Origin of the sequence: Streptomyces sp. 5-10, from assembly GCF_014712245.1 — a bacterium.
GTDB classification, from domain to species: Bacteria; Actinomycetota; Actinomycetes; order Streptomycetales; family Streptomycetaceae; genus Streptomyces; species Streptomyces violaceusniger.
The window spans coordinates 29,644-46,713 of sequence record NZ_JACVYG010000054.1; the positions used below are offsets into that span (position 1 = coordinate 29,644).

The 17,070-nt window shown below is 72.2% G+C and carries 6 protein-coding genes; 4 read left to right on the forward strand and 2 right to left on the reverse strand.

Annotated elements, in window-relative coordinates; genetic code table 11:
• The first annotated feature begins 180 nt into the window (after positions 1-180).
• Genes IEJ02_RS39045 through IEJ02_RS39055 form a run of 3 tightly spaced genes read left to right on the forward strand, consistent with a single transcriptional unit; the run spans position 181 to position 3,218 of the window.
• The gene (locus IEJ02_RS39045; RefSeq protein ID WP_191069121.1) at positions 181-1,407 is read left to right on the forward strand and encodes a cytochrome P450 family protein; all 1,227 of its coding nucleotides are present in this window, start codon (positions 181-183) and stop codon (positions 1,405-1,407) included.
• A 45-nt stretch (positions 1,408-1,452) separates the two neighbouring features.
• The gene (locus tag IEJ02_RS39050) at positions 1,453-2,427 is read left to right on the forward strand and encodes an ATP-binding cassette domain-containing protein (RefSeq protein ID WP_191069122.1); all 975 of its coding nucleotides are present in this window, start codon (positions 1,453-1,455) and stop codon (positions 2,425-2,427) included.
• Positions 2,424-3,218, forward strand: coding sequence for an ABC transporter permease (locus IEJ02_RS39055; RefSeq protein ID WP_191069123.1), 795 nt, complete (start codon positions 2,424-2,426; stop codon positions 3,216-3,218). Before IEJ02_RS39050 ends, IEJ02_RS39055 begins: the two co-directional genes overlap by 4 nt.
• 139 nt (positions 3,219-3,357) lie before the next feature.
• Here IEJ02_RS39055 and IEJ02_RS39060 read toward each other — a convergent pair whose 3' ends face one another.
• Together IEJ02_RS39060 and IEJ02_RS39065 are read right to left on the reverse strand one after the other, a co-directional pair.
• Entirely contained in the window at positions 3,358-4,431 is a 1,074-nt protein-coding gene (locus IEJ02_RS39060) for an LLM class flavin-dependent oxidoreductase (protein WP_191069124.1), read from the reverse strand.
• 79 nt (positions 4,432-4,510) lie between these two features.
• Positions 4,511-5,728: a cytochrome P450 family protein gene (locus IEJ02_RS39065; RefSeq protein WP_191069125.1), complete on the reverse strand. Its 1,218-nt coding sequence runs from the start codon at positions 5,726-5,728 to the stop codon at positions 4,511-4,513.
• A 278-nt stretch (positions 5,729-6,006) separates the two neighbouring features.
• Here IEJ02_RS39065 and IEJ02_RS39070 point away from each other — a divergent pair, with 278 nt between their 5' ends.
• Positions 6,007-17,028, forward strand: coding sequence for a non-ribosomal peptide synthetase (locus tag IEJ02_RS39070; RefSeq protein WP_191069126.1), 11,022 nt, complete (start codon positions 6,007-6,009; stop codon positions 17,026-17,028).
• Positions 17,029-17,070 lie beyond the last annotated feature (42 nt).

The following is a 17,070-nucleotide window of genomic DNA, read 5'->3' on the forward strand; positions in this document are numbered from 1 at the left end:
GGCGGCCGTCCATCGTGCGGCGGGCACCCCTTCGGCATGAGTGCCGTGCGGCTTTCGACAGCCACGGTACACGCGCCGCGGGAGCCGGATAGAAGTCCTCGAAGTGCGCCGGGGAAGGGCGGAAAAGCCTGCTATCAACGGGTCGGAGACGTCGTTCACCCCACCGAGAGGATCCGACACATGGCCGAGGACACCATGCAGGCGCCGGAGGTGCTGGGTGAGGACTTCATCCGCGACCCGTACCCGGTGTACGCCCGGCTGCGCGAACGGACCCCGGTGGCCCGGGTCGTGCTCGGCGGGGCCCCGATGTGGCTGGTGCTCCGCCATGAGGCGGCGCGCGCCGCGCTGACCGAGCCGAAGCTGCACAAGGACCCGGAGCGCTGTGCGCGACTGGCCGCCAGGCACGCGGGCGTGGACCCGGTCGAGCAGCCCGCCGAGAAGTCGCCCGGGCAGCGGATGCTGGTGGAGCACATGCTGGGCATGGACCCGCCGCACCACACCCGGCTGCGCAAGCTGGTCGCCAAGGCGTTCACCGTGCGGCAGATCCAGGCGCTACGCCCGCGCATCGAGCGCACGGTCGGCCGGCTGCTCGACGACATCGCCGGGCAGGGCGAGGTGGATCTGCTGAAGGCGTTCACCTTCCCGCTGCCGCTCACCGTCATCTCCGAGATGATCGGGGTTCCCGAGGGGGACCAGGCGGCCTTCGGGGCGTGGTCCAACGCGCTGACCGTGGCCGCCCAACCGCAGGAGATGCACCGGATCGCCGAACAGATGGCGGACTACCTCACCGGGCTGATCGCCACCAAACGGGCCGCCCCCGCCGACGACTTGATCAGCGGGCTGATCCAGGCGCGCGACAACGAGGACCGGCTCAGCGAGAACGAGCTGGTGTCGATGGTCTTCCAACTGCTGGTGGCCGGGTACGAGACGACCGCGCATCTGATCGGCAACGGTGTGCTCGCCCTGCTGCGCCACCCGGACCAGCTCGCCGCCCTGCGCGCGGACCGGTCCCTCCTGCGGGGCGCGATCGAGGAGTGCTGCCGCTATGACAACTCGCTGCACCTGAGCACGCTCTCGGTGACCTCGGAACCGGTGGAGATCGGCGGCGTACGCGTCCCGGCCGACGAGTTCGTCATCGTCTCGCTCGGCGCGGCCAATCACGACCCCGAGCGCTTCGCCGACCCCGAGCGGTTCGACATCCGCCGGGAGGCCGGCGGACATCTGGCGTTCGGCCACGGCATCCACCACTGCATGGGCGCGCCCCTGGCACGTCTGCAGACCGAGATCGCCGTCGGCGCGCTGCTCGACCGCTTCGCGCGGATCGAACTGGCCGTGGCGCCGACGGAGTTGCGCCGCGAGGTGAACCTGACCCGGGGGCTGGAGTCACTGCCGGTCCGGCTCGGCTGAGCGAGGCGGACCGGACCGGCGTACCGGCCGATGATGAGGAGTCTGATGGATATCGCAATCTCCGCGGCGGGTCTGCGGAAGGCTTACGGCGACAACGAGGTGCTGGGCGGCATCGACCTGTCCGTCGAGGCAGGCACGGTCTACGGGCTCCTGGGCCCCAACGGCGCCGGCAAGACGACCACGGTGCGGACGCTGTCGACGCTGATCAAGCCCGATGGGGGCACCGCGACGGTGGCGGGCTACGACGTGCTGAGCCAGGCCCACGAGGTGCGCCGCAGCATCGGGCTGACGGGTCAGTACGCCGCGCTGGACGGTGAGTTGACCGGTCGCGAGAACCTGGTGCTCATGGGCACGCTGCTGCACATGGGCCGCAAGCGGGCCCGTGCCCGCGCCGATGAGGTGCTGGAGATGTTCGACCTCACCGACGCCGCCGACCGGGTCGTCAAGACCTACTCGGGCGGTATGCGCCGCAGGCTGGACCTGGGCGCCAGCCTGATCGGGAACCCGCCGGTGATCTTCCTGGACGAGCCGTCCACGGGTCTGGACCCGGTCAGCAGGAACGCGCTGTGGGACATGGTGCGCAAACAGGTCGCCGAGGGCGTCACCGTGCTGCTGACCACCCAGTACCTGGAGGAGGCCGACCACCTCGCCCACCGCATCGCGCTGATCGACAAGGGGCGGGTGGCGGCGGAGGGCACGCCCGACGAGCTGAAGAAGAAGGTCGGCGGCGAGCGGCTGGAGATCACCGTACGGACCGCCGGGATGGTGGAGGCCGCCCGGGCCGCGCTGGCCCGGATCTCCGCACGGGGCTCCGCCCCGCCGGCCGTCGACGACAGCGGGATGCGGGTGTCGGTCGCGCTGGAGACCGGTATCGCCGGTGTCTCCGCGGCGGCGGCGGAGCTCCAGGGGGCCTCGGTGGAGGTCGTCGACTTCCTCGTACGGCGCCCCTCGCTGGACGACGTGTTCCTGGAGCTGACCGGAGCCGGACCCGAGGCCGAACTGGAGGCGACGAGCCGATGACCACCTATGTCCTGAGCGATGCGCTGGCCCTGGCCGGCCGCCATCTGCGGCATCTGAAGCGGGCACCGCAGCGGATCCTCAGCGTCACCCTGATGCCGATCATGTTCGTGTTCCTCTTCGGCTATCTCTTCGGCAGTTCGATGAACGTGCCGGAGGGCGAATACCACGAGTACATCATGGCGGGCATCTTCACCCAGATGATGCTGGCCGGCGTCATCAACACCGGTGTGGGGGTGGCCCAGGACCTCTCCAACGGCCTGGTGGACCGGTTCCGTTCGCTGCCGATGGGCAAGGGATCGGTGCTGCTCGGCCGGACCATCTCCGATGTGGTGCTCAACGCGATCTCCTGTACCGCGATGCTCTCCGTCGGCCTGATCATCGGCTGGCGCATCCACGGCGGGCCCCTGAAGGCGCTCGCGGGCTTCGGGCTGTTGCTGCTGCTCGGTTACGCCACGGCGTGGCTCGGCTGCCTCATCGGGCTGCTGCTGCGCGATCCCCAGGCGGTCAACTCGGTGGCCATGGTGATCACCATGCCGCTCACCTTCCTGTCGGCGACCTTCTACCCGGCCGAGAACCTGCCGGGCTGGGTGCGTCCGGTGGCCGAGTGGAACCCGGTGACCACCCTGACCACCGGGATGCGCGAACTGTGGGGGAACCCCACGGGCAATGGCGCCGATCCGGCGTTCCCGCTGCGGCATCCGGCGGCGGCCTCGCTGATCATGGTGGTGGCCCTGCTGATCGTGGTCGTCCCGCTGGCCAACCGGGCCTACGAGCGGGCCGCCACCCGCTGACCCGCCCCGCGCGGCCCCGCGCCCGCCCGCACCGAAGCCCGGACGACCGGAACCACCGGCCGTCCGGGCTTCGCTCGACCTGGCCCGCTGCACGGAGGTCGAACCACGGCTCGCCAACGCGGGGCAGGGCCGGCGTAGGTCAGTTCCCCACGTGCGCGCGCCAGGTCTCGTGGAGACGGGCCAGGTGCTCGAAGCCGCCGACGACCTGATCGGTCGCCACACCGAAGTCGACCAGACAGGCCACCTCGTCCACGCCGGCGTCCTTCAGCCGCTTCAGCATCGCCATGCAGTCCTCGACCGTTCCGAACATCCCGCTGGTCTCGAAGTACCGGTCGAAGGCCTGGGCGACGAGGAACTGACGGTCCTCCGGGCCCATGCTCTTCAGCTCGCGGGACATGGCCGCGCCCTGGGCGCCGACCGCTTCGGCGGCCTTTATCAGCAGGTCGAAGGAGCTGGCCAGATAGCGGGAGAACGGCTCGCGCACGGTCTCCCGCACGGCCTCGCGGTCGGTGCCGACGAAGGTGTGCACCATCAGTGCCACATGCCCCCGGCCGTCCGTCCCGGACCGGCTCTCCCGATAGGCCTGGCGGTACTCGCCGATGCGCTGGGCGAGGACGTCGATCTCCTGTCCGAGCAGGTGCGTCAGCATCCCCATGCCGTTCTCGCCGGCCAGGGTGAACGTCGCCGGAGTGCCGCCGCTGGTCAGCCACATCGGCAGCTCGGGCTGGACGGGCGGCGGGAACATGGTCAGCTCCACCGTCTCGCCCGCCCCGTCGACCAGGGACACGCTCTCCCGCCGCCACAGCCGGCGGATGGTCTCGACCGTCTCCATCAGCCCGGACTTACGGGTCTCGTAGTTCTCCGGGCGGAGCGCGAAGTCCGCGGCGTGCCAGCCCGAGGCGAGCGCCACCCCGGCCCGGCCGCCCGACAGGTTGTCCACGACCGACCACTCCTCGGCGATCCGCATCGGGTGGTGCAGCGGCGCCACGACGCTTCCGGCGCGCACCGCGACCCGCTTGGTGACCGCCGCCACCGCCGCGCCCGTCACCGAGGGGTTCGGGTAGAGGCCGCCGAACGGATGGAAGTGGCGTTCGGGGGTCCACACCGCGGTGAAGCCGTTCTCATCGGCGAACCGGGCGCCGTCCAGCAGCAGCCGATAACGGTCACGCTCCTCGGCGTCGTTGTTGGCGAAGTAGAACAGACTGAAATCCATGAGTCCTCCGGGAAGCGAAAGAAAAGAGCCCGGGGCGCGCTGACGGCGGGCCCCGGGCGGTGTCGCTGCTGTGCGCCGTTCAGAAACGCACCGGCAGGTCGATCATCGGACGGACCATCAGCCCGGGCCGATAACGCACCTCCGAGGGGTGCACGGCCAGCCGGATACCGGGAAAGCGTTCATAGACCCGTCGAATCGCCAGCTCGGTCAGCGCCTTGGACATATGGGAGCCCAGGCAGTAGTGGATTCCGTATCCGAAGCTCACATGCGCGGGCTTGGGACGGGTGATGTCCAGCTCCGAGGGGCGGTCGGGGAAGGCGTGCGGATCGTGGTTCGCCCCGGCCAGCGAGATGATGACGATCTCGTCCTTGGGGATCTTCACCCCGCACAGCTCGACCGGCTCCAGTGTGACCCGCTGCAGGGAGTTGATCAGCGGGCTGGTGAACCGCAGCAGCTCCTCGACCGCGTTCGGCAGCAGACTCCAGTCGGCCCGGATCTTGTCGGCCTCGCCGGTATGGGTGAGCAGCGCCGCGAAGGAGCCGTTGAGCAGGCTGGTGGTGGTGTCGTTGCCGCCGGTCATCAGGGCGAACGCGGTGGACAGCGCCTCCGCGGCGGTCAGCCGCTTGTCCTCGTCGGCGTGGACCAGCGCGGAGATCAGATCGTCCTGGGGCTCGCGCTGCTTGGCCGCGATCAGCGCCTTGAGGTAGTCCGACAACTGCCGGGTGTGCTCGGCGATGATGCCCGTCGGATCGCTGGCGTCCACCCGGCGCAGGGTGTTCGTCCACACCAGGAACCGCGGCCAGTCGGCGTCGGGCACGCCCATCAGCTGCGCGATGGTGATGATCGGGAGGGGCTCGTTGAGCCCGGAGACCAGGTCCTGGTTGCCCGTCCGCACCATCGTATCGAGCAGGTCGTCGACCACCTTCTCCCAGCCGTCGCGCAGCCCCCTGACCCGCTTGGGGGTGAAGGCGAAGGTGAGCGCCTTGCGCAGCGGGGTGTGGCGCGGCGGGTCGGAGTTGGCCAGGTGGTTGCTGATCTCGTCGGCGGGCTTGATCTCCTGGCCGAGCTGTTTGCCCAGCGCCGCGTAGAGCTTGCCGATGTCCCGGCCGAGCCGGGGGTCGGCGAGCGCGTCACGGACGTCGTCGTAGCGGCTCACCACCCAGGCCCGCACCCCGTCCGGGGTCTCCACCCGGCACACCGGCTGTTCCGCGCGCAACTGGGCGAGGAAGGGATAGGGATCCTGCGTGTACTCGTCGCTGAACATCCAGTAACGGGACAGCGTGCCGGTGTTCGTCACCAGTACTCCCTGAAGTCGCGGTGCGGGTAGCGGCCCGCGGGCGCTTGACGGCACGCGGCCGTACCGATGACAGCACGGCTCACCGGTCCGGTCAGCGGCAGTGAGAATTCTTCGATGTGGGCATTTCCGCGCTCCTCCACGCGCAAAACGAAGTTTTTGCAGCGCCGTTGCCGCAGGACCGGCCGGACACAAGACTCGGGGCGATCCAGGCTGGTGGCAGTCGGCCGAACCCCCCCTTTTTGTCGGCGACCCCGGAATGACGAGTGGAGAGTTCCATAATGACGCGAGCAGCCATCGATGACGTCCTTCCGCTGTGGCCGCTGCAGGAAGGTCTGCTGTTTCAGACCCTGTACGGGGAGGGGGAGCTCGATGTCTACGTCGCGCAGATCTTCATGGACCTCGACGGCGCCCTGGACGCCTCGGCCATGCGCGACTCGGTGGCCACCTTGCTGCGCAGGCACCCGAATCTGCGGGCCGGCTTCCGGTACGAGAAGCTGAGCCGCCCGGTCCAGGTGATCCCCCGGGAAGTCCCGGTGCCCTGGCGGGAGGTCGACCTCACCGGACTCGACGAGCGGGCCCAGGAGCGGGAGCTGGAGCGGCTCGCCGCCGAGGAGGCGGCGCACCGGTTCGACCTGTCGGCGGGACCGCTGCTGCGCTTCACTCTGATCAGGCTGGGGGAGCGCACCCACCGGCTGATGTTCAACTCGCATCACATCCTGCTCGACGGCTGGTCCACCGCCCGGCTGATGTACGAGCTGTTCGAGATCTACCACCGTCGTGGCGACGACTCGGACCTGCCGCGTGCGACCCCGTACCGGGCCTGCCTGAACTGGCTGGAACGGCAGGACCGGGCAGCGGCGGAGGACGCCTGGCGTACCGTGCTCGCCGACGTGGAGGAGCCCACGCTCATCGCGCCCGGCGACACCGGGGCACAGGTCGTGCCGGCCGAGCAGGTCATCGCCATGCCCGACGAGCTGGCCGCCCGGGTGCGGGAGACCGCCCGGCGCAACGACCTCACCCTGAGCGCGGTGTTCCAGGGCTGCTGGGCGCTGATACTGGGGCAGCTGACCGGCCGTGACGACGTGGTGTTCGGCTCGACCGTATCCGTGCGTCCCGCCGAGCTGGAGGGCGCGGAGCACATGGTCGGCCTGTTCATCAACTCGGTGCCGGTCCGGGTGCGGGTGCGTCCTGGGGAGAGCCTGCTGTCCCTTCTGACCGGGGTGCAGCGCCAGGCGGCCGGAATGGTCGCACACCACCACCTCAGCCTGCCGGACATCCAGCGGGCCGCCGGGCTCAGCACCCTGTTCGACACGCTCACCGTCACCGAGAACTACCCCATGGGCGGGGACGACCTGCCCCAGCTGCCCGGTGACCTCACGCTGACGGGCGCCAAGGGCACCGACGCCAACCACTACCCGTTGAGCATCGCGGCCCTGCCGGGCGACGGGCTGCGGCTGCACTTCGGCTACCGGCAGGAGATCTTCTCGCCCGCCGACATCGAGGTGCTCGGCGAACGCTTCCGCCGCCTCTTCGAGGCCTTCGCGGTCGATCCGGAGCAGCTGATCGGCCGACTGCCGCTCCTGGGCGACGCCGAGACCGACCGCATGCTCGCCCTCGGCGCGCCCGCACGGCCGCTGCCGGCCGGTGACGCCATCCCCGCGCTCTTCGCCGAACAGGTGCGCCGGCATCCGGACGCCGTCGCCGTCGCCTACGAAGGCCTCACGCTCTCCTACGCCGAACTGGACCGCCGCGCCAACCGCCTGGCCCGCACCCTGATCGACCGGGGCGCGGGGCCGGAGCGGGTGGTCGCCCTCGCCCTGGAGCGCTCACCCGAGCTGGTCGTCGCCATGCTGGCGGTGCTCAAGGCGGGCGCGGCCTACCTGCCGGTGGACATCTCCTATCCGGCGGACCGGATCGCCTATCTGCTCACCGACGCAGGCCCGGCGCTGGTCCTGGCCACCGCCGCGTCGGCGGGGGTGATCCCCGACGTCTGCGCCGCGCCGCGCGTGCTGCTGGACGACCCGGCCACCGTCCGCGAGACCGACGCCAGGCCGGACACCGATGTGGAGCCGGGTGAGCGGCGGGGAGCGACGGCGCCCGCCAACCCCGCCTACGTCATCTACACCTCCGGTTCCACCGGCCGTCCCAAGGGCGTCATGGTGACGCACTCCGGTATCGCCGGTCTGGTCGCCACGAACGTCGAGCGGTTCGGAGCGGGGCCCGGCAGCCGGGTGCTGCAGTTCTCCTCGCCCAGCTTCGACGCCGCCGTCTGGGAGACCTACACCGCACTGCTCACCGGCGCCACGCTGGTGCTCGCCCCCGCCGAACGGCTGCGGCCCGGCCGGGCACTGGTCGACCTGGTCGCCGAGCACCAGGTCACGCACGCGCTCATCCCGCCCGCCGCGCTGGCCGTGCTCGCCGAGGGCGATCTGCCGTCGATACGCCTGCTGGTGGTCGGCGGTGAGGCATCCGCGCCGGAGCTGGTCGAAGCGTGGTCCGGCGACCGCACGATGATCAATGCCTACGGGCCGACCGAGAGCACCGTGTGCGTCTCCCTCAGCGAGCCGCTCTCCGGCGCGGTGGCCCCGCCCATCGGCACCGCCCTGGGCACCGCGCGGCTGCGGGTGCTCGACGGCGCGCTGCGGCCGGTGCCGCCCGGCGTCATCGGGGAGCTGTACGTCTCCGGCCCCTGCCTGGCGCGCGGTTATCTGAACCGGCCCGGTGTGACCGCCGAGCGCTTCGTCGCCGATCCGTTCGGCGACGGGGGCGAGCGGATGTACCGCACCGGCGACCTCGTGCGCTGGAACACCGAGGGCGAGCGTGCCGTGCTGGAGTTCGCCGGCCGGGCCGACGACCAGGTGAAGATCCGCGGATTCCGGATCGAGCTGGGTGAGATCGAGTCGGTCCTCGCCGCGCACGAGCAGATCGACCGTGCGGTGGTCGTGGTGCGTGAACCGACCCCCGGCGACAAGCGGCTCGTCGCCTACCTGGTGCCGGTGGGCGGGGAAGAGGTGCCCGGCCCCGTCGGCTTGCGCGAACACGTGGGCGCCTCGCTGCCCGAGTACATGGTGCCCTCGGCCTTCGTCGCCCTCGACGCCCTTCCGCTCACCCCCAACGGCAAACTGGACCGCAAGGCACTGCCCGAGCCCGGCGGCGCGGCCGAGCCGGCCGGGCGCGGGCCGCGCACCCCGCAGGAGGAGATCCTGTGCGCGCTCTTCGCCGAACTGCTCGGCGTGGCCACGGTGGGCGTGGACGAGGACTTCTTCGAGCTCGGCGGCCACTCGCTGCTGGCCACCCGGCTGGTCACCAGGACACGCGCGGTGTTCGGCGTGGAGCTGTCGCTGCGCGCGGTGTTCGAGACGGCGACGCCCGCCGGGATCGCCCGCCGGCTGCACCAGGCCGTGGACGGCCGGCCCGCGCTGGAGGCGGGCCCGCGTCCCGAGCGGGTACCGCTGTCCTTCGCCCAGCGCCGGCTGTGGTTCCTGGACCGCTTCGAGGGCGCGAAGCCGATCTACAACGTCCCCCTGACCGTACGGCTGACCGGTGAACTGGACCTGGACGCACTGCGGCAGGCCTTCCACGACGTCCTGGCCAGGCACGAGAGCCTGCGGACGGTGTTCCCGGACGTGGACGGCGACCCCTACCAGCGGGTGCTGGACCCCGCCGAGGCCGAGCTCGACCTGTCCCTGGTGGATCTCCGTGGCGCCCCGGAGCGGCTGGACGAGGTACTGAACGAGGAGGCGACCGCCGGGTTCCGGCTGGACGAAGAACTCCCGCTCCGGGTGCGCGTCTTCCGTACCGGCGCCCACACCCACGTCCTGCTCGTGGTGATGCACCACATCGTCGGGGACGGCTGGTCGCTGGGTGTCTTCGGCCACGACCTCTCGCTCGCCTACGCGGCCAGGCTGAAGGGCGCCGAGCCGTCCTGGAACCCGCTGCCCGTGAGTTACGTGGACTACACGCTGTGGCAGCAGCGCGTGCTGGGTGAGGAGGCGGACGAGAACAGCGCGATCGCCCAGCAGCTCGCCTACTGGTCGACCGCCCTGTCCGGGATCCCGGACGAGCTCAACCTCCCGGTGGACCGGCCGCGCCCCGCGGTGGCGAGCTACGCGGGCGACACCGTGACGTTCCACCTGGACGAGGAGCTGCACAAGCGGCTGCTCACCATCGCCCGTACCTCCCAGGCCAGCTTGTTCATGGTGGCGCAGGCCGGTCTTTTGGTGCTGCTGTCGCGGTCCGGCGCGGGCACCGACATCCCCATCGGTACGCCGATCGCCGGCCGCACCGACGACGCCGTCGACGGACTGATCGGGTTCTTCCTCAACACGCTGGTCCTGCGCACCGACACCTCCGGCAACCCGACCTTCCGCGAGTTGGTCCAGCGGGTGCGGGAGACCGACCTGGCCGCGTACGCCCACCAGGACGTGCCGTTCGAGCGCCTGGTCGAGCAGCTCAACCCCGAGCGCTCCCTCGCCCGCCACCCGCTGTTCCAGGTGATGTTCACCGTGCAGAACAACCGCCCGGCCGAGCTCGCGCTGCCGGGCCTGCGGGTGGACCCCTACGAACACCTCGGCGGCCTGGCCAAGTTCGACCTGTTCTTCGGGCTGGTCGAGCAGCGCACACCCGACGGCGCACCGGACGGTCTGGCCGGGTGGATCGAGTACAGCACCGACCTGTTCGACCGGGAGACCGTCCAGCGGCTCGCCGACCGGCTGATCCGCGTACTGGCCGGTGCGGCCGAGGACCCCAAGCGTCCCATCGGCTCCCTGGACCTGCTGGACCCGATCGAGCGCCACCGCCAGCTGACCATCTACAACGACACCGCGCACCAGCTCGACGGCGCCTTGCTCCCGGAGCTGTTCGAGCGGCAGGCGCGCGCCCTGCCGGACGCCACGGCCGTGGTGCACGGCGACACGGAGATGTCGTACGCCGAGCTGAACGCGGCGGCGAACCGGCTGGCACACCTGCTCATCTCGCGGGGCACCGGACCGGAGGACACGGTCGGCATCGCGCTGCCGCGCTCGGCGGAGCTGCTGGTGGCGGTGTGCGCGGTGCTCAAGACCGGAGCGGCCTATCTGCCCATCGACCCGGCGTACCCGGCCGAGCGCGTCTCCTTCATGCTGGCCGACGCGGCGCCGTCGGTGGTGCTGACCCGGACCGGGGTGCTGCCGGACGGCCACCGGGCCCCGGTCCTCGCCCTCGACACACCTCAGACCGCCGCCCTCCTGGCCGGGCAGGCGGGCACCGACCCCACCGACGCGGACCGTACCCGTCCGCTCCACCCGGACCATCCGGTCTACGTCATCTACACCTCGGGCTCCACCGGCCGCCCCAAGGGCGTGGTGATGCCTGCGGGCGCCATGACCAACCTGGTCGCCTGGCACCACGCCGAGGTCCGGGGCGGGCCCGAGTCACGGGTCGCGCAGTTCACCGCCATCAGCTTCGACGTCTCCGCCCAGGAGATCCTGGCGACCCTGCTCACCGGCAAGACGCTGGTCATCCCCGAGGAGGAGACGCGCCGGGACGCGGCCGCCTTCGCCAGGTGGCTGGACGAGACGCGGATCAATGAGCTGTACGCCCCGAACCTGGTCGTGGACGCCGTCGCGGAGGCCGCGCTGGAGAACGGCGTCCCGCTCGCCGGACTGCGCACGATCGCCCAGGCGGGCGAGGCCCTGGCGCTCACGCCGCGGCTGCGTGCCTTCTGCGCCGCTCGCCCCGGGCTGCGGCTGCACAACCACTACGGGCCCACCGAGAGCCATGTGGTCACCGGCACCACCCTGCCCGCCGACCCCGGCGACTGGCCCGCCGCGGCGCCGATCGGCCGCCCGGTGTGGAACGACAGGGTCTACGTTCTGGACGACACGCTGGGCCCGGTGCCCCCGGGCGTCGTCGGTGAGCTGTACCTCGCCGGCGCGGGGCTGGCCCGCGGCTATCTGAAGCGGCCGGGGCTCACCGCGGAGCGCTTCGTCGCCGATCCCTTCGGCCCGGCCGGCTCCCGCCTCTACCGCACCGGTGACCTGGTGCGCTGGGGCAAGGACGGCCGGCTCCAGTTCATGGGCCGGGCCGACCACCAGGTCAAGGTGCGCGGCTTCCGGATCGAGCTCGGAGAGATCGAGGCGGCGCTGGTCTCGCACCCGGACCTCGCTTCGGCGGCGGTACTCGTCCGTGAGGACCGGCCCGTCCATGAGGACCGGCCGGGGGTACGGCGACTGGTCGCCTACCTCGTCCCGGCGGCGGGCCGGACCGCTCCGGAGGCGGCCGAACTGCGCAAGCACCTGGGCGCCGCGCTGCCCGACTACATGGTGCCCTCGGCGTTCGTCGCCCTGGACGCCCTGCCGCTGACCCCGAACGGAAAGCTGGACCGCCGGGCGCTGCCCGCTCCGGTACCCGACGACGCCGAGCGGCGGGCCCCGTCCACGCCGGGGGAGGCGGCCCTGTGCGGGCTGTTCGCGGAGGTGCTCGGCCTGCCGGAGGCGGGGGTGGACGACAACTTCTTCGACCTCGGCGGCCACTCGCTGCTCGCCACCCGGCTGACCAGCCGGATCCGCTCGACGCTCGGCGCCGAGCTCACCGTCCGCGACCTGTTCGAGTCGCCCACGCCCGCGGGGCTGGCCGAACGCGTCGGCGTCGCCGACCGGGCCCGGCGGGCGGTGACGGTGCGCGAGCGGCCGGAGGAGGTGCCGCTGTCCTTCGCGCAGCGCAGACTGTGGTTCCTCAACCGGTTCGAGGGCCCCGGCGCGACCTACAACCTTCCGGTCGCCGTACGACTGACCGGCCCCCTGGACCGGACGGCGATGGCCGCCGCGGTGGCCGACGTGGTCACCCGGCACGAGAGCCTGCGCACCGTGTTCCCGGAGGTCGCGGGCCGCCCCCGCCAGGTGGTGCTCGATGTGACCCCCGAGCTGCCCGTCGTCGACATCACCGAGGACGAGCTGTCCGGGGCGATCACCGAGGCCGCCGGGTACGGATTCGACGTCGCCACCGAGATACCGGTGCGCGCCCGGCTGTTCGCCCTGGGCCCGGCCGACCACGTCCTGCTCCTCGTGGTGCACCACATCGCGGGGGACGGCTGGTCCATGGCCCCCCTCGGCCGTGATCTGTCCGCCGCCTACGCGGCCCGCAGCCAGGGCCGCGCCCCCGAGTTCGCCCCGCTGCCGGTGAGTTACGCGGACTACACCCTGTGGCAGCACGAGGTGCTGGGCAGCGAGGACGACCCGGACAGCACCATCTCCCGGCAGGCCGCGTTCTGGCGCGCCACCCTGGAGGGTGCCCCGGAGGAACTGGCGCTGCCCGCCGACCACCGGCGCCCGCCGACGCCGAGCTACGCGGGCGGCGTGGTGCCCATCCGCATCGACGCCGAGGTGCACCGGAACCTGCTCGCCCTGGCCGGGGCCCACCGCGCCAGCCTGTTCATGGCGGTGCAGGCGGGCCTGGCCACCTTGCTGAACGGGCTCGGCGCGGGCACGGACATCCCGATCGGCACGGCGATCGCGGGACGCACCGACGACGCCCTGGACGACCTCGTGGGCTTCTTCGTGAACACGCTGGTCCTGCGGACGGACGTCTCCGGCTCCCCCGGTTTCGTGGAGCTGCTGGACCGGGTCCGGGAGACCGACCTGGCCGCGTACGCCCACCAGGACCTGCCCTTCGAGCGGCTGGTCGAACTGGTCAACCCCGAGCGGTCGCTCGCCCGCAATCCGCTGTTCCAGGTGATGCTGACCCTCGACAACAACGCCCAGGCCGTCCTCGACCTGCCGGGCGTGGCGGCGGCGCCCCAGCCGTTCGGCCTCGACGTCGCCAAGTTCGACCTGTCCTTCAGCCTCACCGAGACCCATGGGCCGGACGGCGCTCCGGCGGGCCTCGACGGAGTGATCTCCTACAGCACCGATCTGTTCGAGCGGGAGACCGTCGAGCTGCTGGCCGCCAGGCTGGCGCGGGTGCTCGCCTCGGTCACCGCCGACCCCGAAACGCCCGTCGACCGGCTCGATGTGCTGCTGCCCGGCGAACGCGAGCGCGTCCTGGGCGGCGGGAACGCCCCGGGCCGCGAGGTGCCCGCGGTGACGGTGCCCGAGCTGTTCGCCCGCTGGGTGGCCCGTACCCCCGACGCACCCGCGCTGGTCTTCGAGGACCAGGAGCTGTCCTACGCCGAGGTGGACGCGCGGGCACAGCGGGTCGCGCGGCTGCTGGCGGCCCGCGGGATCGGGCCCGAGACCATCGTGGCGGTCTCGATGCCGCGCTCGCCCGAGCTGATCGTGGCGCTGCTCGCGGTGATGCGGGTGGGGGCGGCCTATCTGCCCCTGGACCCGGAGTACCCGGCCGACCGCGTCTCCGCCATGCTCCGGGACAGCCGACCCGCCCTGCTGCTGACGACCGGTGAGGTGGCCGGGCGGCTGCCCGGGCCGGGTGTGCCCCGGCTGCTGCTCGACGCCGGGGACACGGCGGCCGAGGAGGCCGCCCGGCCCGCCGGCCGGATGCCCGCCCCGTCGCCGGACAGCCCCGCCTATGTGATCTACACCTCGGGGTCGACGGGTCGGCCGAAGGGCGTCGTGGTCACCCACCGTGGCGTGGCCGCTCTGTCGGCGACCCAGGTCGAGCGGTTCGAGGTGGGCCCCGGCAGCCGGGTGCTGCAGTTCGCCTCGCCCAGCTTCGACGCGGCGTTCTGGGAGCTGTGCATGGCGCTGCTGTCGGGCGCCGCCCTGGTTCTCGCCCCGGCCGAACGGCTGGCCCCCGGGGCCGATCTCATCGAGGTGCTGGCCCGTCACGCGGTCACCCACGCGACGATCCCGCCGGTGGCGCTCGCCGTCCTGCCGGACGACGGGCTTCCCCCGGGCATGACGCTGATCGTGGCGGGCGAGGCCTGCGCCCCTGAGCTGGTGGCGCGGTTCGCACCGGGCCGGCGGATGATCAACGCGTACGGGCCGACCGAGACCACGGTGTGCGCGAGCATGAGCCGACCCCTGGAGCCGGCGCAGGCGCCGCCCATCGGCGGTCCCGTCACCGGCACCGGGCTGTACGTACTGGACGCGACGCTGCGGCCGGTGCCGCCCGGGGTCGTCGGGGAGCTGTACGTGGGCGGGGCCGGTCTGGCGCGCGGCTATCTGCGCCGGCCGGACCTGACCGCCGAGCGCTTCGTCGCCGACCCCTTCGGCCCCGCCGGATCCCGGCTGTACCGGACCGGGGACCTCGTCCGGTGGGGGACGGACGGCGACCTGAGGTACGTGGGCCGCGCCGACACCCAGGTCAAGATCCGTGGTTTCCGCGTCGAGCCGGGCGAGATCGAGGCGTCCCTGCTCGCGCGGGCCGAGATCGGCCAGGCCGCGGTGCGGGTCCGGGAGGACCAGCCGGGCCGCAGGCAGCTGGTGGCCTACGTGGTGACCGCGGACGGCGCCGAGGCGGATGTCGAGGAGCTGCGCGCGCACACGGCCCGGACACTCCCCGACTACATGGTCCCGTCGGCCTTCGTCACGCTGCCCGCCCTGCCGGTGACCGTCAACGGCAAGCTCGACGAGGCGGCCCTGCCGGCACCCGACTTCGCCCGGGCCACGACGCTGCGCGCGCCCCGTACCGCACCGGAGCGGCTGCTGTGCGCGCTGTTCGCGGAGGTGCTCGGCCTGCCGGAGGTGGGCGTGGACGACAACTTCTTCCACCTCGGCGGCGACAGCATCGTCTCGATCCAGCTGGTCGCCAGGGCGCGCACGGCCGGGCTGGCCTTCTCCCCGAAGGACGTGTTCCGGCACCAGACGGTCGCCGCCCTCGCGGCCGCCGCGGGCGCCGTCGCGCAGGCCGCGGCGGAGGGCCCGGGCGCGGGCATCGGAGAGATCCCGGCGACGCCGATCATGCGCTGGACGCGGGACCGGAACGGGCCGATCGACCGGTTCAACCAGTCCATGCTGCTGTGGGCTCCCGCCGCGCTCGACGAGGAGCGGCTCGCCGCGACCGTACAGGCGCTGCTGGACCACCACGACGCCCTGCGGGCCCGGCTGAACCGGACCGGAGACGAGTGGACCCTGGTGGTGGCGGACCGCGGCGCGGTGCCCGCGCGCGACCTGATCCGGCGGGTCGACATCACCGGCCTGGACGACGCCGAACGCCGCGCGGTGCTCGCCGAGCACAGCGACGCGGCGCTGGACCGGCTCGCCCCCGACGACGGCACCATGGTGCAGTGCGTCTGGTTCGACGCCGGACCCGAGGAGCGCGGCAGACTGTTCTTCGCGGTGCACCACCTCGTCGTCGACGGGGTGTCCTGGCGGATCCTGCTGCCCGACCTGGCGGTGGCCTGGGAGGCGGTACGGAAGGGACGCACACCGGAACTCCAGCCGGTCGGCACCTCCCTGCGGCGGTGGTCGCAGGCGCTCCTGGACGAGGCCGCACGGCCGGAGCGCATCGCCGAACTGTCCGGCTGGCGGCACCGGCTCGCCGACGCCCCGGCCCCCATGGCCGAGCTGACCCTCGATCCGGACCGGGACCTGACCCGCACCCTGCGCACGATCGCCCTGTCCCTGCCGGCGGACATCACCTCGAACCTGCTGACCCGGCTGCCCGCCCTGTTCAACGCGTCGGTCAACGACGTCCTGCTCACCGGTCTGACCCTCGCCGTGGCCGACTGGCGCCGGCGGCGCTTCGGCGGGCCCACGCGGGGGCTGCTCGTGGACCTGGAGGGGCACGGCCGCGAGGAGATCGTGGAACACGCCGAACTGTCCCGCACCGTCGGCTGGTTCACCAGCGTCTACCCGGTGCGGCTGGACCCCGGGCGGGTCGCGTGGGGCGAGGTGTGGACCGGCGGGGCGGCCCTCGGCGACATCCTCGCCCGGGTGAAGGAGCAACTGCGCTCGATCCCGGACAACGGGGTCGGCTACGGCCTGCTGCGCCATCTGAACCCGGACACCGCGCCCTCGCTGCGGAACCTGGCCGAGCCGCAGATCGGTTTCAACTACCTCGGCCGCTTCGACACTTCGGCCGCGCCCGAGGCCGCCGACTGGGCACTGGCCCCCGAGGCGGGTGCGGTCGGCGGTGAGGACCCGGGCATGCCGGTCGCACACGCGCTGGAGGTCACCTCCTCCGCACAGGACGGCAGGGGCGGCCCGGAGCTGTCGGTGCTCTGGCAGTGGCCCTCGGCGCTGCTGGAGGAGGCCGTGGTGCGGGATCTCGCGGAGACCTTCGTCCGCGCCCTGGAGGCGCTGGCCCGGCATGCCGACACTCCCCAGGCCGTCCGCCACACCCCGTCCGACATGGACCTGATCGAGATCGGCCAGGACGAGTTGGACCAGCTCGCGAGCGAGTTGGACGACTGGCAGCCGTAGCGGACAAGCCCCACTTCCGAGTTGTTGATGTGCGGCCGTCAC

Coding starts and splice junctions, on each gene's coding strand:
- IEJ02_RS39055 (WP_191069123.1), top strand. CDS start 2,424: ATGACCACCTATGTCCTGAGCGATGCGCTGGCCCTGGCCGGCCGCCAT.
- IEJ02_RS39070 (WP_191069126.1), top strand. CDS start 6,007: ATGACGCGAGCAGCCATCGATGACGTCCTTCCGCTGTGGCCGCTGCAG.
- IEJ02_RS39050 (WP_191069122.1), top strand. CDS start 1,453: ATGGATATCGCAATCTCCGCGGCGGGTCTGCGGAAGGCTTACGGCGAC.
- IEJ02_RS39045 (WP_191069121.1), top strand. CDS start 181: ATGGCCGAGGACACCATGCAGGCGCCGGAGGTGCTGGGTGAGGACTTC.
- IEJ02_RS39060 (WP_191069124.1), bottom strand. CDS start 4,431: ATGGATTTCAGTCTGTTCTACTTCGCCAACAACGACGCCGAGGAGCGT.